Below are 19,252 nucleotides of genomic sequence, written 5' to 3' on the forward strand. Positions count from 1 at the left end.
TAGTTAACACTATCGGAAGTGTGGATAATTTGATAGAAAATTTAACCAAACAAAACGAAATATTAATGACTTTAGGTATCAGTAAAATTAATCAATTTAATAATAGTTATGAGAAAAAATCATTAAATAAAATTGTTAAATTTGAAAAAGGATTTGAAGTAGGATCATCAAAGTATATTGAAATATATAAAAAAGGTTTAATTAATTATCTAAGAGTTGGTGATTTATTATCGTTGAGTAATACATACATAGATGAAAAAGATAGTGATAAAATTGCAAAATTTGAAGATATATTAGTTGCTTTTGATGGTTCGCCAGGAAGAAATAGCATAGGATTAGTTGGCGCTTATTCATCAGGAATATATAATTTAAAAAGTACAAATAATGACAAAGGATTAGTATATTTTGAAATGAATAGTGATATTAATAAAAAAATTATTAATAATCACTCAAAAGGAACAACTATTCTTCATGCTTCAAAATCTATTAATTATCTTATTTATGTTGACGTTGATAACAACGATAGAAAAGTACTAAACAACTATTTTAATTTAATATTGCAAAATAAAAAGAAGATTAACTTTTTAAGCAAAATAAAAGATAATCTTCTTAATAAATATTTTTAATATTTACCAATCTATAATTTTGTCGACAATTGATTGTTGCTCTTCACTAGTCTTTCTAAGATATATTCTTGTAGTTTCTATTGATTCATGCCCCATTAAATCAGCTAATAATGCTATATCTTTTCTTTTGTCTAAAAAGTTTTTTGCAAAACGGTGTCGAAATGAATGGGGATATATTACCTTTAAATTCATTTTATATTTTTTTGCCAAAACTTTTAATTGATGTGCAATTCCTCTTGTTGTTATTTGCTTTTTATCTTTATTTAAAAATAAATAACTTTCACTTCTTCCGATAGAATCATAATAATCTATTGCTTTAATTCTCAATCTTTTAGGAATAAATATTCTTCTTATTTTTCCTGATTTAGTATATAAATCGATATATCCTCTTTTTAAATGTTCATATTTAAATTGTATTAATTCAGATACACGTGCGCCTGTGGCACCTAAAAATCTAACAACAAAATATCATTCGTGATTTTCTTCTTTTAAAAGTTTATTTTTAAAGAATTCATAATCTGCATCACTAATAACATTTTCAAGAAAACTTTTCTGTTGAACTTTAATAAATTTGAGTTTTAGTTTTTCTTTTCCTATAAATTCAAGATATTTATTAATTCCTTGAATTCTTAAATTTACTGTTTTCCCCTTATACTTATCAACTAAAACAGCTTTAAAAGCTAATAAGTTCTGTTTGCTAATTTCATCAAAATCTTTTAAATATAAATCTACAGCTGATTGATAAGATTCAATTGTATTTTTAGATAAATTTTGATGAAGTAAAAATGTTTTAAAATCTTTCATTGATACCTCTTTTGTTTTGAAGATATCAATAAATATTAAAAATATTTTTCTAACAATTTAGATTTTATAACCCTTAATTCATTTATTTTTTTTCTAAGTAAAGATAACTCATTAATAAATGAGTGGTAATTTTTATCATACTTTAAAATTTCATCATCGCTTAATTTTGGAACTAGTATATTTAAAAAAGTTTCATTATTGATACCAGCCATTGTGGTTCCAACTGAATTTAAATCTCTTTGTTCATTAAAATCACTAGATATAATAATACCTAATAATAATGAAAGAGGAATTTTCGATGATGCTTCAACACCTAAATAACCGGTTGAAAGAATATAGTCATTAATTAAATCAAAATCATTCTCTGTTATTATTAACTTTTTATTAGATTCTTTCATTTTTGCAAATCAAACACTATTTTTAATAGGCTGCATATTTGCTCTTGATGGTCTTTTATTAAAAGTTATGATGTTGCCATTAGACATATTATTTATACCTTCAATTTTAGAAGTGTCAATATATATTTTTGTTTTATCAAATTTAGTGATTCCTGATTTAATTATTTTTGGTTCATAATATTTAATTGATATTTTTTCTGTATATTTTTTTAATGAAATAAATAAAATATAACAAATTTTATTTATTCTTTCTTGATAATTTTCTATCAAATTATCCACACTTCCGATAGTGTTAACTAACTAGAAATATTTAGATAGTAAAATTTTCTTTATTTGCTTTGCTTTTTTTATAACTAATTTGCAATTTAACAAAGAATTATATATTCAATCGTATTTTTTAAAAGCGACAATTTCTTCATAAGAATTGAAGACTTTTAATTTCTTCAAATCATCTAATGATAAATTAAGTTGAGCAGTACCTTTTCCTAATTGAATTATTTCTTTTTTATACTTTTGCAAATATGCAAATAGGTAACTACTTGATTGACTTCTTAATTTAAGAAGTCGTTGATTTAAGTAGCATTCATCTTCATCCACAATACCAGTACGTCCAATATTTCCAGTCATAGTTAAAACCATTTCACCTATAGATAATAGGTATTTCTTGTTTGCCTTTTCTTTTGAAAGATATGAAACATTTTTTGTATTAAATCCATCATCATCTACATTTTTTATTGTTATAAGTTTATGCTTTGAACTATCAACATAATATTTATTTTCAAAAATACCACCACTAAATGTTTTAAAAACATTATCTAAAACAGAAACATTTTTGGTTTCAAATTTATCAAATAACAGTAACAAATATTTCACTTTTTGATTAAATTCAACTTGCTTTTTTTCAATCAAATCATCAATTGTTCCCATAATGTTAACTATTGTTCTATTAATTTTGAATTAAAATGTAAAAAAATTAAGCAATATAAAATGTTTAAATTAAATCAAAAAACTGGAACAAAAATTACTCATTAAAATGAGCAAAAATATTGACTTTTTAAAACTGATAGTATAATTTAAATAAGTAAATTATTTAAAAGGTGAACATATGATTATTCACAAACAATATTTAAAACATACATATGCCGCCCAAAAATTATCACAATATTCTACAAAATCAAAAAGAGAATCTAACTACAGTCCTGAAATATATAAATTAGATGCATTTTTTAACTACCTAAAAGTTTTTGATGAAAAAGTTAATGTATTTTCTAATCTAAATAACACTAATCTTATTAATGATATTGTTGATTATTCAGCCTTAGTTTTTAAATATATTAAGTCAGGAAGTTTGCTATCAATGGAGGAATTATAATATGGTATATGAATCAGAAATTGAAAAAACCATAATTTCTTTGCTACAAAATAAAGGTTATGAATTAATAGACAAAAATGATGATTGAATATCAAAAAGAAATCTTGATGAATTCATTAATAAAAAACTATTAAGAGAAAGTCTTATTAAAATCAATAAAATAAGCAATGAAAATGTTATTCAATCTGCCATTAATACAATCGAAAGATTAGATAACCCTTCATTATTTGAAAGAAATTTTGCTTTTCATAAAATTTTAATTGATGGTATAACAATTGAATCAAAAGATTTTAAAGTAAATCCACTAATTAGATTTATTGATTTTATAAATCCCGAAAACAATGTATTCCAAGTATGTCATCAAATTAAATTTAACGAAGGTAGAAGCAGCAGAATTCCAGATGTAATCATATATATCAATGGGCTCCCTTTGATTGTAATGGAACTAAAATCATTCGATGAAGATGCAATAAACGCTACTTTAGAACATGCTTATGCACAACTTGGTTCAAATTCAGAACATAATGGCTATCGTTATGATATTCCAACATTATTTAATTACAATGCATTTTTAGTTATATCTGATGGTGTTCATGCCAAAGTAGGTACACTCACTTCTAAAATAGATAGATATAATGAATGAAAAAGCATAAGTGGCGAAAAAGGTTATGATGATAGTTGTGTAACTAAACTTAATGTTTTATTTGAAGGACTATTCGATAAAAATAGATTATTAGATATAATCAAAAATAATATTTTCTTCATCATTGATAAAAATGAAAAATCAGTTAAAATAATGGCTCAATATCACCAATATTTTGGTGTAAATAAAGCACTTTCTTCTATTATTAAAACAGTCAAAGCTAATAATGGCGGCAAAGCTGGTATTGTATGACATGCCCAGGGTAGTGGTAAATCATTTTCTATGGTTATGCTAGCTCATAGATTATTAATGGAAAAATCATTAGGTGTTCCTACTATTGTAATATTAACTGATAGAATTGATTTAGATAATCAATTATATAAAACGTTTTTTAGTGCTAAAAATTATTTAAAATGTGAACCTATTGAAGTTAATTCAAGAGCTGATTTAGTCAAAAAACTAAACAGTATTAAACAGGGTGGAATTATTTTAACCACCGTCGGTAAATTTGATAAAGAAAATTTACCAAAAAATGAAAGAAGTAATATTATCGTAATGACTGATGAAGCACATAGGGGTCATTACGGAATTTATGAAACAGTTCGTTACGAAAGAAATGATGAAACTGATGAATTAGAGGCTGTATTTAAATATGGTGTAGAAAAATATATAAGAGATGCACTTCCTAATGCTACATTTATAGGTTTTACTGGTACACCTGTTTCAAACAAAGATAAGCAAACTACTGATATATTTGGTGATATTGTTGATACTTATGATATCACTCAATCAGTTATAGATGGTTCAACTGTAAAATTATGTTATGAATCAAGACTTGCAAAAGTATGAACTGATGAAAAAGTTTTGAAGCAAATAGATGAATATTATAATAATTTAGAAAACACTGCAAAATCAGATAGTAATTCAATTGAACGTTCTAAAGCTGAAATGTCTAAGATAAAGATTATCTTAGAAGATGATGATATGATAAAACTTTTTGCCACTGACATCTTAGAACATTATGAAGGCAGAAAAGGCTTTTTAAACGGTAAAGCTATGATTATATGTCAAACCAGAAATGCAGCTGCTAAACTTTATCATGAAATATTAAAACAAAGACCCGAATATAAAGAAACTACTATTTTAGTTGTTACTGAATCTAACAAAGATTCAGATGAACAAAGAAAATTATTTGGCAATAGCGATTATAGAAAAGAGCTAGGGAACGAATTTAAAAAAGAAACATCTAAATACAAAATTGCAATTGTTTGCGATATGTGATTAACAGGATTTGATGTTCCGGATCTTGATGTAATGTATTTCATTAAAAGATTAAAATCTCATAATCTAATGCAAGCTATAGCTCGTGTTAATAGAGTATATTCGGGCAAAGAATATGGTTTAATTGTTGATTATATTGGATTAAATAAGGCATTAGATGATGCTTTGACCGAATATACCGATAGAGACCAAGATAGAACCCAAAATCTTCAAGATGTTAAAAAAGAAATCTATACTATTTTAAAAGACAAATTGAATGCTCTTAATAACTTATTTAGCAACGTTAAAGAAAAAGAAAAGTTTTATAGCAAAGATGCATTAACTAAATTTAGCGCAATACAAAAAGGTGCAGAATTTGTTTTATCTGATAAAAAAAGATGCGAAGATACATTTATTAAAGATTTATCAATAGCAGTTAAACAAGCATTTATTGTTTGTGCTGGTACTTTAACTTCTGATGAAAAAAATAATGCATTATATTATTTAGCGATAAGAAGTTATATTTTAAGACTTCGCAATAAGACAACTATTGTTTCAACAAAAGATATGAATGAATATGTATCTAATTTATTAGCTGATGCAATAAAAGGTGATGAAGTAAAAGTATTAACTAGCTACAAAGGTGATTCAATTAAAAAAGACATTTCAATCAATAAAGATGGTTCAATTAATTTAATTGAATTATTAAACAAAGAAAAAATAGAAGAATTAAGAAAGAAAAATCCTCCTCATATATTTGTTGAAATAGCTAAAAAACTACTTGAAAAATCAATTTCTGAATCCAGAAGAAATAATTACATTAAATCACAAGAATATTCTAAGAAATTAATAAGAATCTTAGAAAAATATAATGATAGAGATGCTAGTTTTACACCAGATGCCACAATTATAGATTTAGTTAATTTTGCCAATGAAATAGTATTTGATGAAAAACAAGCTAATAAACTTGGTATATTTGGTAGAGAAAAAGCATTTTATGATGCACTAGTTTATAAACCACTTGATAGATTATTGAGCGATGAAACTTTAAAATTGATAGTAAAAGAATTAAAAGATGTTGTTGAAAAATATGCATTAACTGACTGGGCTAATAAAGAAGCAACTAGAGCTAAAATGCGTAACAAAATTAAAGAATGTTTAAAAAAATACAATTATCCACCTGAATATACTGACTTAGCTATATTAAACGTTATTAAACAAGCCGAATATATGTACGCTTAAAATAAAAAATTCATATTTCAAAGTTCGCTTTTTATCAAAAATCCAATGAACCTAAATTCATTGTTTTTTTATTTAAGAACATAAAATTAATCACTTGTGATTAATGATTCAAGTTTATCTTTTATTTGTTGAAGTTCAAATTCTTTTAAGATATTTATTGCTTTATCTGTTAAATTGATGTGAGAAATACTAATGTCATCAAGTGAAGTAATATCTATTTCAAAATTAGTGTTTAAGATGGCTAAAAATCTGTCAAATAACGCTTTATCTTTATATTTTATAAGTTTTTCTCTAACTGATTTACTTTCAATTTCTTCAATATGATCATACATTTCTTCAAGTGAATCAAATTCTTGAAGTAAGCTTATTGCAGTTTTACATCCCAGTCCCGGAATACCTTTAAAATTATCACTGCTATCTCCCACAATTGCTTTGTAATCAACTACTTGTGAAGGTAAGTATTCATAGTAATTATCAAAATTGTAATTATTAATAATTACGTTTTGACTTTTAATTTTCTTGATAATTGAAACATTATCAGAAATTAATTGATTTAAATCTTGATCGCCTGAATAAATTAAGATTTGACTTTTGTCTTGGAAAAGTTTTGTAACTTTTGCAATAATATCATCAGCTTCATAACCATTAACAAACAAGTTCTTTATATTTAAATAAGTTAAAAGCTTTTTAATGACATTTAATTGATTATAAAAAGTAGATGGTGCTTTTTTCCGTGTGCTTTTATATTCTTGAAACATTTCATGGCGAAATGTCTTGATTTCTGAATCAAAGGCAATGAATAAATGACTTGGTTTGTGGAATTTTAATAGCGCTATTAAAGTATTAAAAAAAGCTACTATTTCATTAGTGTCTTTGCCTTCTGAATTAGCTAGTTGAATAGGTGAATTATATAAAGTAGCATAAAATGCTTTATAAGCTAAAAAAGTTCCATCAATTATTAATATTTTATTTTTATTCATTGTCTTCAATTATTTTCCAATCTCTAAGAATATATCCATTTATTTTTTTTATTAGTTTTGCTTTTATGATTTTGCCTTGCATAGGACGAAGGTCAGATTTATTGTTATAAACATTAAAATTAATTTTTTGTGATGAATCTTGAATATCTATTCAATAATAAATTCCATAGTTACCATTTCTTTGCACTGCACGATTACAGAAAAAGTAAATTATATATTCATTATTGAAATGCAAATCAATTAATCTTTGCCCTTCAACTTCATATTTTTTGGTTAAATGAAAGTTATAAATTCCGCCTAATAAATTAGTTTCATTTTCACTTTCTTTTTTAACATCAATTTTCTTGATTTCTGCAGGTTCATAACCTTTCCAAAGTTTTTGGTCGAAATACCTTTGCATTTCATTTTTAAAACTTTGAACTTTAATTAATAAATCACTTCTAACATCTGGATTTCCTTGATAAAGTTCATAAAGTAAGGTTTCTTGATTATGCCCAAAATTTCTAAGCGCAGATGCTTTTATTAAAAGTTCAATTGTAGAAGCACCAACACCATTGATAGTAAAAATTGAAAACACAAAATGTTCAAAGTTTTTATAAGGTCCAATTTCTGCTCTATTTTTGGTAATAGCTTTGATAGTTTCAGGACCTAACCCTTTAATTTGGGTTAAGGGTAAATAAATTTGATTGTTATAAATAACAACATTTTCATCAGAAATATTAATTTCAGGTGAATTAACTTTAATCCCCATATTACTTGCTTCTGCTACATATTTTGAAATAGTTTCATGAGCGCCGTGTGCACTTGAAATAATAGAAGCATAAAATTCTAAAGGATAATTAGCTTTTAAATAAGCCATTTGATAAGCAACTGTAGCATAAGATACAGCATGTGATTTATTAAATCCATAGTCAGCAAATTTTTCTATGTTTTCATAAATCTGAGTGGCTATTTTTTTTGAATAATTATTTTTTGTAGCACATTCTATAAAATCATCTTTGAGTTTTGCAACTTCAGTATGTTGTTTTTTGGAAATTATTCTCCTAATTTGGTCAGCTTCTGCAAAACTTTTGTTAGCAACAAGTTGAAATATTTGCATTATTTGTTCTTGGTAAATAATAATTCCATAAGTTGATTTTAAGATTTGATCATAAGTGTCATTCACCTTAACAATTTCTTTTTTACCAGATTTTCTACTTGCATATTCACTGATATTATCCATTGGCCCCGGTCTAAATAAAGAAATAGTTGCAACAATATCATTAAAACTATTGACCTGAATTTTTTTAATAGCTTTAATCATTCCATAACTTTCAAGTTGAAATACTCCTAATGTATTTCCTTGCGAAAGTAATTCAAAAGTTTTTTTGTCATTGTAGTTAATTTTATCTAATGAAAAATCTGGGTGAGTTATGTTTATTTTTTCAACAATTTCTCTTATAGTGGCTAATGTTTTTAGTCCAAGTAGGTCAATTTTTAAAAGTCCAAAGTCTTCTAAATATTCCATACTGATTTGACTTTGATTATATTTTTTTTCTACAATATAAGTTGGAATAATTTCATTTAGATTTTTGTTTCCTATAACAATTCCAGCGGCATGTGTTCCAGTTTGACGATAAAATCCATCAATTTTGTTGGCTTCTTCAATAATTTCAGAAGCAAAATTATGGTCATTACGATTTAATTGAATTAATTTATTTTTTAAAGTTTCATTATGTTCAAATTCTTCAAGCAACGTCTTTTCCGAATCACTTGCTATTGATTTAGAAATTTCATTAATATCAAGTGGCAAAATGTTATGAGATCTAAGAACATCTCTAATTGCACTTTTTTTGCCGAGAGTAGAAAAAGTGACAATTGTTGCAACTTTATCTTCACCATATTTATTGATAATATATTCAATAACTTCTGAACGTCTATTATCTTGAATGTCTATATCAATATCAGGCATATTTTTACGGTTAGGATTTAAAAATCTTTCAAAAATTAAACCATATTTAAGCGGATCAATTTCTGTTATATTTAATAAATAACAAATTAAAGATCCTGCAGCAGAACCCCGACCCGGACCAATACCAATTTGATTTTGCTTTGCAAAATTAACAAAATCTTGCACAATTAAAAAATAATCAGCAAATTTTAGTTTTTCAACTATTTCAATTTCATAAGAAAGTCTTTTTTGATACTCAGTAGTTCAAGTTTCTTTATTAAATTTATTCTTAATACCTTTTATAAGAATGGTCTTCAAATAATTAATTGAATCTAAGTTTTCACCATTTTCAAAGTGAGGTATTTCAAATTGATCAGGTATATTTTCAATGCCTTCAATATAGCATTTTTCTAAAAATGCGTTAGTTAGTGAAATTAGTTGATTTTCTAAATTGTTTTGGCAATCAATATCAAGTTGTAGAATTTCATAGAAATTCTTAGTTTCTTGAACTTGTTTATTTTCAATATTTTTTAAAACATTAATAATGGAATTATCTCAAGTATCTAAGATGATATTGTGATTAATTAAAAGACATTTGTTTAATTTTTTGAAAATGAATTCTTCATTACTTGCTATATTTTCATAAGAAAAAGAAAAATAATAATCATTATGAATAATTTCTTGCTTTTGAATTGAATAAAGTCCATAAAGTGGGTGATCTATTATATAAACACCACCCATTTGTAAAACTTCATCAAGTAAAATTATTTCACCACTTAGTTTTCTTTTAGAAAGCAAAAATAGTTCAATTAAGCCATTTTTATTTTTAGGATATAAAATAAATCTATAGCTTGCATCTTCATATTCTAAATCTAAATCAATTCCAAAAATTGGTTTAAGGCTTAATTCTTTTGCTTTTTTTAAGAAAAAAGCATAACTAAAAAAATTGTTATGTTCAGTAACTGCAAAATATTTATTCTCACTATTTTTCAATAATTTCAAAAACTCATCCGGTTGGATAGCGCTTTCCATAAAAGAAAAAATAGTATTCAAATGTCCATTAATTAATTTCATATTTATAATTATATTTTTAAAATAATTTTATTGTTAATTATTAAGAAACAAATTAAATCTAAGGCCAATGTGTTCTAAAAAACAAAAAAATCAGAGCCAAAACTCTGATTTTGAAATGTACTATTTTAAAGGAGTAGGACGTTTGATATAGAATTGTTTTAAAACTGGATCTATTCTATGAGATTTAGCAAAATCAACGCCATTAACCTTACTTTGTAAATAGAAATCATAAGAAAAGTCAAATGAATCTTTGCCAGCTTCTTGACCATCATCTCAAGTTAAATCAAGTGGATATCAAGCACCTTTACCATTTTTTTCAAGTCAAACTTCATTTCAAGCATGAGCTATAGAGCTGTCATCTTCGCCTTCTTCACCTTCTGAAATTTCGCCCATAAAGCCAATACCGCCCATATATCTTGTGCTAATTCCAAGGTAGTACATAAAGAGTGCAAATGTACGCGAATATCCATCGCAAACCACTGATCCACCTACCATAAGGTTATAAGGGTCTGCAAATGAAAGTCCCATACTATTATTAAAACTATTATTTTTTTGTGCTGCTTCAATTTCTTCATCTGTTGCATAATATAGTTTATATAGAAGATAACTTCTAATAGCTTCAACTTTAGTTTGATCATCTCAACGATCATCAATAATATTATTTAAAGTTTCAACAACAAAATCATTTAATTTTTTTTGATTTTCCATTGAAGTTCTTCATTGTTGAGTTTTAACATTTAGTAAAACTTTACCAGGTGTATCTAAATTCAATTCTCATTCACCCAAGGTAGTTAAATCAACATAATATCCTTCTCCAAGAGTGTTATATAATTGGCGTGCAAGTTCAATTTCAAACACTGATGATAAAAAGAAATCTTGATAAAATTGTTGTTCTGTATATTTTGGATCAGGTGTATATTTGATACTATTTTCAGATAAGTGATCCTTTAATCATTTAGGTACATTAGAAGTATATTGGAAATCTTCTCCATATATCGAAGGAACTTCAATAGTAAATTCTTCTGCTTTATGATCTCTAAAAATTTCTCTAACTTTGTTTAATTTAGTGTCAGTTAAAGTTTGATTTATTTTTAATTTAGCAAGTTTTTCTTTTTTAGTTTTTTCATCTTTGAAATACTTGTGTTCAGGATCTACTGTAAGTTTTGCTAGACGCGACAAAATATTATTTTGTTTTTCAGTTTGATCTTTAAATAGTTTTTCTCAAATTTTGGCTTGAAGATCAACTTTGCCAGTTAGAGTGTTGAATGCCTCTGAAGACATACCTTCATTAGTTAATCTAGTAAGAAGTTCTTTGAACTCTTCATTATAAGGTTCCATAGTGTCTTCTAGTTCTCTAATAACATTGTCATAATGATTTTTGAAATAATCAGCATTCGCACCATAAGCAGTTAATAAACTTGCCAGTTTAGGTCCTTCAGCATAAGCCTTGTAAAGATACATTTTTTCAATGTCTTCATAGAAATTACCAAAGGTTTTGTTGTATCAATCTTCTAATTGTTCTTGTGTAATTTTATTAGGTTTGAAATCTGAAAGTTTTACTTTTCTATCATATGAATGACTTAACCCACTAGTATCAACATCTTCAAATTTAATTTTACTCATTGAAGATAATTTGTACATACTCTTATCTTTATTTACATCATTTCATAATTCAGCATATGTATAGTTTTCAGCAGATTGAGAAGGTTGTGTTCCTCCTCCTGGTTGCTCTCCTTGACCACTTCCACCGCCTTGGCTACCACCACCAGGTTGTTCTCCACCTTGATTGCCGTTACCTTCCCCACTAGCATTAGGGTTTTTAAAACCAGAAATTTCAATAGTTTTAAAATCAGAAGTCTTATTATTTAATGCATTGATAATCTTAAATTTAACTATAAGTATTGTTTTATCAGTATTTTTTACAGTAATAGATTTTTCAATTACTTCAAAGTCTTTACTATTCAAAGTTATTTTTACATCATCAACTTTAACATCAGATGCTAATTTGTTTTTATCTTCAACCACTGCGATTGCACTTTTCAAAGTGCTTTCTAATGATTTATCTTTACAAGAAACAGAAAATAATGGAAGTCCTATTATTGGTGAAATTGAACCAAGTAGGATCATTATTTTTTTGCTTTTTTGCATTTTTCTCCTTGCACTATTATTTTGTGAAACACCATATTTTTTGACAAAAATTTTTTATCTCATCAAAAAATAAACACATATAAATTATATAGGAGTAATTTTTTTTGAACATAAATTTGAAACTTGAAGCGTCTAAATTTAATGTGATTTTAGCAAAAATTTAAGACTAAAAAAATTTATTTTTTTATAGAAAAATGTTTAATTTTGTAAAAATGAAAATCAAAAATTTGAACATAAAAAAATTTATTTTATTTTAATAAAATATAAAAAAAACAAGGGCATTTTTTTGCTCTTATTTTTTTGCTTTGATTAATTTAAATTATCTTCTTTTGGAGCTTACTTATCATTTGGTGTTTGTTTAGTGTCCAATATTTGGGGGTTTTTATCCTCTGTGTGCGTGTCTTCGGTATTTGGTGTTGTTGTGTTGTCATTTTCACTTTCTTCAAGTTCACGTGTTTTTTCTTCAAATTTTTGACGTTTTTGTTCACGCAAATAATCAATTGTAAATATAGTAATTACACCCACTACAAAGTGTATGGCACCAAATAAAAGGCATCCATCCGCTATATTAAAAGTACCTGTATCTGATCAAGAAAAGAAGAACACATCTCTAACTCCACCATATAAAAATCTGTCTACCATATTACCAGTTGCACCTGCAGAAATGGCTGCTAGAGCTGAGATTAAATAACTATAATTTTTAGCTTGAATGAATACAATTCCCACTAAAGTGATGAGCATTATGAAAATACTTACGATGTGAAGGCCCACCATCCCAAGTCCAAGTTCTAGTGTAGTCCCACGGTGTAATACTGATCTTGTTCCATAAAATCCGTTCTTATAATGAATTAGATTCGTGCCGTCAGAACCATCAAGGTTTCATTGGAAAATATTTTTTTTGGTTAATAAATCAGCAAGAAGAAATGCAATATACGAAACTATATAAATTGCTAAATTAATTAACATTAATTTTCAGTTATAGTTTTTTCAATATTCTTTGGTGAATATTTTAGGAACTTTTTTCTTTTGTTCTCAAGTACTATTTTCCATTTATAACCTCTTTACAACGGCTGCAAATTTCTTTTTCAAAATCAAAATCTTTTTCTTCAAAATGATTTCAGCATCTCAAACACTTGTGTGAACCTTCAAGTTTTTGGGCAAAGAATTTATCTGAATAATTTACTTTGGCCACCATTAAAAGTTTAACAAGATCAATTGATTTTATGAAAGGCGAATTTGATTTAATAAATATTTCAGCTTCATTTTGTCTTTTGATATTTTGAGCTTTGATTTCATCTTCAATAAGTTTATAGATTATATCTTTGATTTCGAAAAATTCTTTTCATTCTTCTTCTAAATTGCTATTAATAGTGTTTTTCTTTAAAAAACTCAGCATATGAACTGATTGCAATTTTCTAGGAGTGTCGAAATATTGATATATTTCTTCACATGTTATAGGAAGTATTGGAGCAAGTGCTTTTAATAAAACACTAATTAAGGTGTGGAAAATGAATTGAACTTGCTTACGTTCTAAATCATTTTCTTTATTTAAATAAAGAATGTCTTTGGTTATAGAAATGTAATAACTGCTAAAATCAATGATGAAATTATTAACTAGTTTAATAACATTAATGAATTTATATTCTTCATAGTTTTTTAATAGTTCATTTTCAAGACGTAATATTCTTTCGTGTTGAAGGGCGTGAATTGAAGAAAGTGTAATTTTCTTGTGTTTGTAGTTAGCAAGCCCTCCAAGCATAAATTTAACTGTGTTTCTGATTTTACGGTATATTTCAATATTTTGTTGGATGATTTTATCATCAATAGAAACATCATTTGAATATTCTGAATTAGCAACTCAAAGTCTTAATATATCAGAACCATATTTAGCAATAATTTCTAGCGGATCTACAACATTACCTTTTGATTTAGACATCTTGTTGCCTTTACCATCCAAGGTAAAGCCATGAGAAAGTAAATATTTAAATGGAGCTTTTTTTCTTCAAGCAACCGAATTAATTATTGAACTATTAAATCAACCACGGAATTGGTCACTCCCTTCTAGATACATATCAAAAGGTGCAGCAAGACCGCCAGGAGTTAGACTAATTGAAGTAGAACCTGAGTCAAATCAAACATCCATAATGTCAAGTTCCTTGGTGAAATTTTTGCCTCTTCATTTTTTAGGTAAAAGTTCATCAACTGATTTTTCATATCATATATCAGAACCATTTTTTTCCACTAAATCAATTACATAATCAAAAATTTCATTTTCAATTACTGGATTTTTATTTTCATCATAGAAAATAATAATAGGAACACCTCATTTTCTTTGACGTGAAATACATCAGCTTTCACGATTTTCTAGCATTAAAGAAAGTCTTTTCTTTCTTCAATCTGAAAATGTCTCAATACTTGCAATAGCTTTTTTCAGTTGTTCTTTTATTGGAGCAAGTGAAACAAATCATTGAGGTGTAGCACGATACATAATTGGCAGGTGTGTTCTTCAATCATGTGGATATTGGTGTTTAATTCTTTTAAATGAAAGTAAAAGCCCTTTATCTTTTAGATATTGACCTATTTTAGGATTAGCATCATTATAAAATAAATCACGATATTCTCCACCAAGTTTGTTAATATACCCATTATCTTCAATATGCATTATTTTATTTAGATCGTATTTATTGCCAATAATAAAGTCATCTTCACCAAATAAAGGAGCAATATGAACTATACCAGTACCAGCATCTAATGTAACATGATGTCCATAAACTACAGGACATACATTTTTATTTAATGGGCTAGTATAAGTTATATTAATTAAATCTTTAGCACTTATTTTTTGTAACAATTCATATTTTTCTCAACCACAAGCAAGTGCAGTTTGAGTAAGTAAATCAGATGCAAGTACATATTTTTTACCATCTACTAAAACAATAGCATATTCAATTTTTTCACTAACTGCAGCAGCAGCATTAGCAATAAGTGTTCAAGGTGTAGTGGTTCAAATTAAAATATAATCACCTTTTGATAAATATTTGTTTCAATTATTAATTTCAAAAGCAACAATAATAGAGGGCGAAATATGTTCTTGATATTCGACTTCTGCTTCTGCAAGTGCAGTTTGAGAAGATGGACTTCAATAAACAGGTTTTAAATCACGATAAATTAATTTATCATTAACCATTTTTTTGAAAAGTTTTAACTGGGCGGTTTCTATCGATTTATCAAGAGTTACATATCTTTCTTTAAAATCGCATAGCATTGAAAGTCTTTTGAATTGTTCAGTTTGTCTTTCAACTTGTTGAAGGGCATATTCTTTTGCTGCTTTTCTAAGATCAAGAGTTGAATAATCTTTTGCTTCTTTCTTAGCATTTTGCAACATCTTGTGTTCTATAGGAAGACCATGTGTATCTCAGCCAGGAACATAAGGAGAATAATAACCTTGCATTGTTTTAAAACGCACAATAATGTCTTTTAGAATTTTATTTAAAGCATGACCTACATGAATATCACCATTAGCATAAGGTGGACCATCATGTAAAACAAAAGATTTATTGTTTTTATTGCGTGCTAAAAGAACTTGATATAAATCAATTTCTTCTCAAAATTTTTGATATTCTTCTTGCTTTTGTTGTAGGTTTGCTTTCATTGAAAATTCCGTTTGAGGAATTAAAAGCGTCTCTTTGTAATCTTTATTATTAGAATTTTGTTCAGACATTATTTAGTCTCCTTTTCTTAACAAAACATTTTTCCTAAAAGTGATTTTTTGATGGTCTGAAGTTTTTCACACTTACACTGATGAAGGTCTATGATTTTGTCTAAATTTTTGAAGAAATTTCCTATTTTTTGTTGTTCTTTAAGTGTAGGAATACTTATTTTTATATCCATTGCCCTTGTTTTTGAGATATTAAATCTTGATATTCCTTGTGCTAATAGGATCATATGATTTCTAAATGAATTAGATCTAAAGTTATATGCAAGATAATTCAAGTCATAATTTTCAAGAAAATTAAGCCTATATCCAAAGCAAAATGAATTTAGATAAATATTTTTTAAACCACTTAATCAAACTGAAGACATTCCAACTTCATCTGGCGTTTCTGAAGAGGTAGTGAAGAATATATCACCATATTTAACCTCATTTTGTGAGTTATCTATTTCTATTGATTCGACAAATGATGGATCAATTATTGGGTTATTAAAAACATTTAAATATGGAATAAAATGGGCATCACCTTTACCAAAATCATCTTTTTTCTTGCCGGATAACCCTGTAAATGTGGTTCCTAAATCCCCCAAAGCGGACAGTTCCCAAGCGTAAGTGAATCCTTTGAAGCGAATTTCGGGTTTTGTCTTATTTTCAGGCATATTTTACTTGCCTCCTAAAAACCTGAAATGTAAAGAATTTTTCACTTTACTTTTGCCTCACGCTTGTTTATAATCATCAGTGTTTGTATTTTGTTCAAACATTATTTTTTGTCTCCTTTTGAGGCAAGTAAAAATTCTTTGAAAAGTTTTCCACAGTCAAGTGGTTTAACTTGAAATTGTGGAAGAAATTGAACACCAATGCAGAATTTGTGAGATGGATTTTCTACAATTTCAACAATGTTTTTGTTTTCAGATAGACCGCTTACTTTGAATTCTTGATTTTCATATTTTTTTACATTTTCATACAAAATGCAATATTTGTGTTTATGTCTTTCTGAAATTTGGTTTTCACCATAAATTTTGTGAGCCTTGGTATTAGAAATAACATTTATTTTTCTTTCACCAATTCTTAAAGAAAATTCATTTTCATTAAAGTTTTTGACTTTAATGTCAATTACTTCTTTTTCTTTTTCCATTTCAGTTTTATATATTTCTTTTGAAATGATATTTGAATTTTGTTTTGCAATTTGGTTGTATGTAATCGCTAACATCCCACGGTCTATTCCTAGAATAGGAATGTTATTTGAAATAGCGTGTTCTGCAATAAATAATTCTAAATCTCAAGTGTCATTTTTATTTGAAGGAAGTAATAGAATACCATGAGCAATGCCAAGTTTTTCTTTTACTTGTTGTTGAGTAGTTGACATTAAATCAATTCAGTTTAAATTGATTTTAACATTCAAATAAGCAGCATTAATTTCAAGTGCTTCTTTAACTGATTTATAAGAATCTATAAAACTAGCGAATTTACCGCACATTGCAATATTTAAAGTGATATCTTTTTTTTGTTCCAATTTTTCAACAAATGCTTTTCATTTGTCAAGTTTTGGTACCATTTTCTTTAAATTAAAGTATTTAGCAATAACATCAAGAATTTTTTTATTTTCTAAAAATAAAGGAATTTTGTAGATATTGTCAAAATCAGGAATGTTGATAATATTTTTAGAATCAATAAATAAAATCTTTGAAAGTTTTTGGGCAATAGTTTTTTTGATAGCTTTATGTGATCTCAAAAAAACCATTCCAGGATTAATACCCAAACTACGCAAGGTTGATATTGAATGTTGTGTAGGTTTAGTTTTATAATCTTTGGTCATTTCCAAAAAAGGAAGATATGAATTATGAATTACTAAAATGTTTTTAGGATACAAATAACTAAGCTGTGCAATAGTATAAAAGAATGGATTACTTTCTAAATCCCCAACAGTTCCACCGATTTCAATAATAGCAAAATCAGGTTTATATTTTTGTTCGATGCTTAAAATGATTTCTTGAATTTCATTAGTGAAACTTGGAATAACTTGTAAAGTTTTTCCATCGAAACTATCACTAGTTTCTTTTTGATATAACTTTTGGTAAATTTTACCTGATGTAATTGAAGAATCACAAGTTAAATTCCTTCCAATAAATCTTTCATAATATCCTAAATCTAAATCTGTTTCAGTTCCATCATTTGTGATATAAACTTCACCATGTTCTATTGGTGAAAGTAGTCCTGGTATAGTATTTAAATAAGGATCAAGTTTCATTGAAAAAATATTGTAACCACAATTTTTTAATAAATTTCCAACAGATGCTGCACATACGCCTTTGCCCAATCCGCTTACCACGCCGCCTGTTACAAAAATATATTTTGTTTTCATATAATATCCTTTTAACCCAGTTATTTACTAATCGTAAAAGTATTTAATTAATTTTATATTATTAATTTTAAAAGAACATAAAATTAAAAAATAGATTTTTGTCTTAATTATTAAAGAAAAAAAGAGGAATATTTATTCTTGAATTTCTTTGATACATTTAATTAATGGATAATGAATTGAATTCCTCTTATGTTATAGAGAGAAATGCAATATTTATAATCACAACAAATAACTAAGAAGACACTTTTTATTTTTTTGTTTTTTTATAATTTGAAATAAAAAAAGCATATAAAAATCTTCTTAAAAAACAAAAAAAGATAATGATTCTTACCACTATCTTTCTTTTTTTGCCAATAAGTTTTTTATTGATCATTTCATTGAATATTAACTTTTGAAGTTTCGGTACCATTTTGATGCGAAGCATCTCAATATTTGCCTATTCACTCATCACTTCAACCTTGTGGTTTTTCGGTGATGGTTTTTATTTTAATATTGATTAAATGATCAATTATTATACCGTCGTTTTGTGAACTAGTGTAAGTAATAAATTTACCTACTTCTTGTAGTGTTGCAGGAAATATTATTTCATTTAATTTTGGCATAAACGGAAATACATAAGCAGCTAGTTTTTTCAATTTTGTATTTGATAAATCAATCTTTTCCATTTGATTAGAACTTATAAAGTGAAGATAATTTGATGC

The 19,252-nt window shown here is 26.5% G+C and carries 14 protein-coding genes; 3 read left to right on the plus strand and 11 right to left on the minus strand.

Annotated features, from left to right (window positions below; genetic code table 4):
• On the plus strand, nucleotides 1-626 hold a 626-nt coding region (locus tag JN03_RS03550; RefSeq protein WP_166666769.1), incomplete at its 5' end, for a restriction endonuclease subunit S domain-containing protein.
• A gap of 3 nt (nucleotides 627-629) precedes the next feature.
• Here JN03_RS03550 and JN03_RS02830 read toward each other — a convergent pair.
• Genes JN03_RS02830 through JN03_RS02840 form a run of 3 tightly spaced genes read right to left on the minus strand, consistent with a single transcriptional unit; the run spans nucleotide 630 to nucleotide 2,755 of the window.
• On the minus strand, nucleotides 630-1,430 hold the full coding sequence (locus tag JN03_RS02830) for a tyrosine-type recombinase/integrase (protein WP_036443631.1): 801 nt from the start codon (nucleotides 1,428-1,430) through the stop codon (nucleotides 630-632).
• Between the two features lie 35 nt (nucleotides 1,431-1,465).
• Nucleotides 1,466-2,098 carry a restriction endonuclease subunit S gene (locus JN03_RS09785; protein ID WP_134076694.1) on the minus strand — a complete coding sequence of 211 codons (633 nt, stop codon included), beginning with the start codon at nucleotides 2,096-2,098 and terminating at the stop codon, nucleotides 1,466-1,468.
• 30 nt (nucleotides 2,099-2,128) lie between these two features.
• Nucleotides 2,129-2,755 (minus strand): restriction endonuclease subunit S, encoded by a 627-nt coding sequence (locus JN03_RS02840; RefSeq protein WP_134076695.1) that lies wholly within the window; start codon nucleotides 2,753-2,755, stop codon nucleotides 2,129-2,131.
• Between the two features lie 178 nt (nucleotides 2,756-2,933).
• On the opposite strand from JN03_RS02840, the gene JN03_RS02845 reads away from it, so the two are divergent.
• Together JN03_RS02845 and JN03_RS09790 are read left to right on the plus strand one after the other, a co-directional pair.
• Nucleotides 2,934-3,200, plus strand: a complete 267-nt coding sequence (locus JN03_RS02845; protein ID WP_036443637.1) for a hypothetical protein — start codon at nucleotides 2,934-2,936, stop codon at nucleotides 3,198-3,200.
• 1 nt (nucleotide 3,201) lies between these two features.
• Nucleotides 3,202-6,345 carry a type I restriction endonuclease subunit R gene (locus JN03_RS09790; protein WP_134076696.1) on the plus strand — a complete coding sequence of 1,048 codons (3,144 nt, stop codon included), beginning with the start codon at nucleotides 3,202-3,204 and terminating at the stop codon, nucleotides 6,343-6,345.
• Nucleotides 6,346-6,431: 86 nt separating this feature from the next.
• Here the strand turns inward: JN03_RS09790 and JN03_RS02855 are convergent, their stop codons facing one another.
• The 8 genes from JN03_RS02855 to JN03_RS03580 all read right to left on the minus strand — a co-directional run.
• Complete coding sequence (locus JN03_RS02855; protein ID WP_036440073.1) at nucleotides 6,432-7,325, minus strand: 5'-3' exonuclease; 894 nt, start codon at nucleotides 7,323-7,325, stop codon at nucleotides 6,432-6,434.
• A complete protein-coding gene (dnaE, locus tag JN03_RS02860) occupies nucleotides 7,318-10,329 on the minus strand; it encodes a DNA polymerase III subunit alpha (protein ID WP_134076697.1) in 3,012 nt (1,003 codons plus the stop codon). Before dnaE ends, JN03_RS02855 begins: the two co-directional genes overlap by 8 nt.
• Nucleotides 10,330-10,449: 120 nt before the next feature.
• The gene (locus JN03_RS09795; protein WP_134076698.1) at nucleotides 10,450-12,477 is read right to left on the minus strand and encodes a transglutaminase domain-containing protein; all 2,028 of its coding nucleotides are present in this window, start codon (nucleotides 12,475-12,477) and stop codon (nucleotides 10,450-10,452) included.
• A 336-nt stretch (nucleotides 12,478-12,813) separates the two neighbouring features.
• Entirely contained in the window at nucleotides 12,814-13,527 is a 714-nt protein-coding gene (locus JN03_RS09800) for a signal peptidase II (protein ID WP_134076699.1), read from the minus strand.
• Nucleotides 13,517-16,198 (minus strand): isoleucine--tRNA ligase, encoded by a 2,682-nt coding sequence (gene ileS / locus JN03_RS09805; protein ID WP_134076700.1) that lies wholly within the window; start codon nucleotides 16,196-16,198, stop codon nucleotides 13,517-13,519. Before ileS ends, JN03_RS09800 begins: the two co-directional genes overlap by 11 nt.
• A gap of 17 nt (nucleotides 16,199-16,215) precedes the next feature.
• Entirely contained in the window at nucleotides 16,216-16,848 is a 633-nt protein-coding gene (locus JN03_RS09810; RefSeq protein ID WP_134076701.1) for a restriction endonuclease subunit S, read from the minus strand.
• A 101-nt stretch (nucleotides 16,849-16,949) separates the two neighbouring features.
• Nucleotides 16,950-18,551 (minus strand): CTP synthase, encoded by a 1,602-nt coding sequence (locus tag JN03_RS09815; protein ID WP_134076702.1) that lies wholly within the window; start codon nucleotides 18,549-18,551, stop codon nucleotides 16,950-16,952.
• 362 nt (nucleotides 18,552-18,913) lie between these two features.
• The coding region (locus JN03_RS03580; protein WP_208317691.1) for a hypothetical protein at nucleotides 18,914-19,252 on the minus strand (339 nt) is incomplete at its 5' end.

Origin of the sequence: Metamycoplasma hyosynoviae, from assembly GCF_004365165.1 — a bacterium.
GTDB classification, from domain to species: domain Bacteria; phylum Bacillota_I; class Bacilli_A; order Mycoplasmatales; family Metamycoplasmataceae; genus Metamycoplasma; species Metamycoplasma hyosynoviae.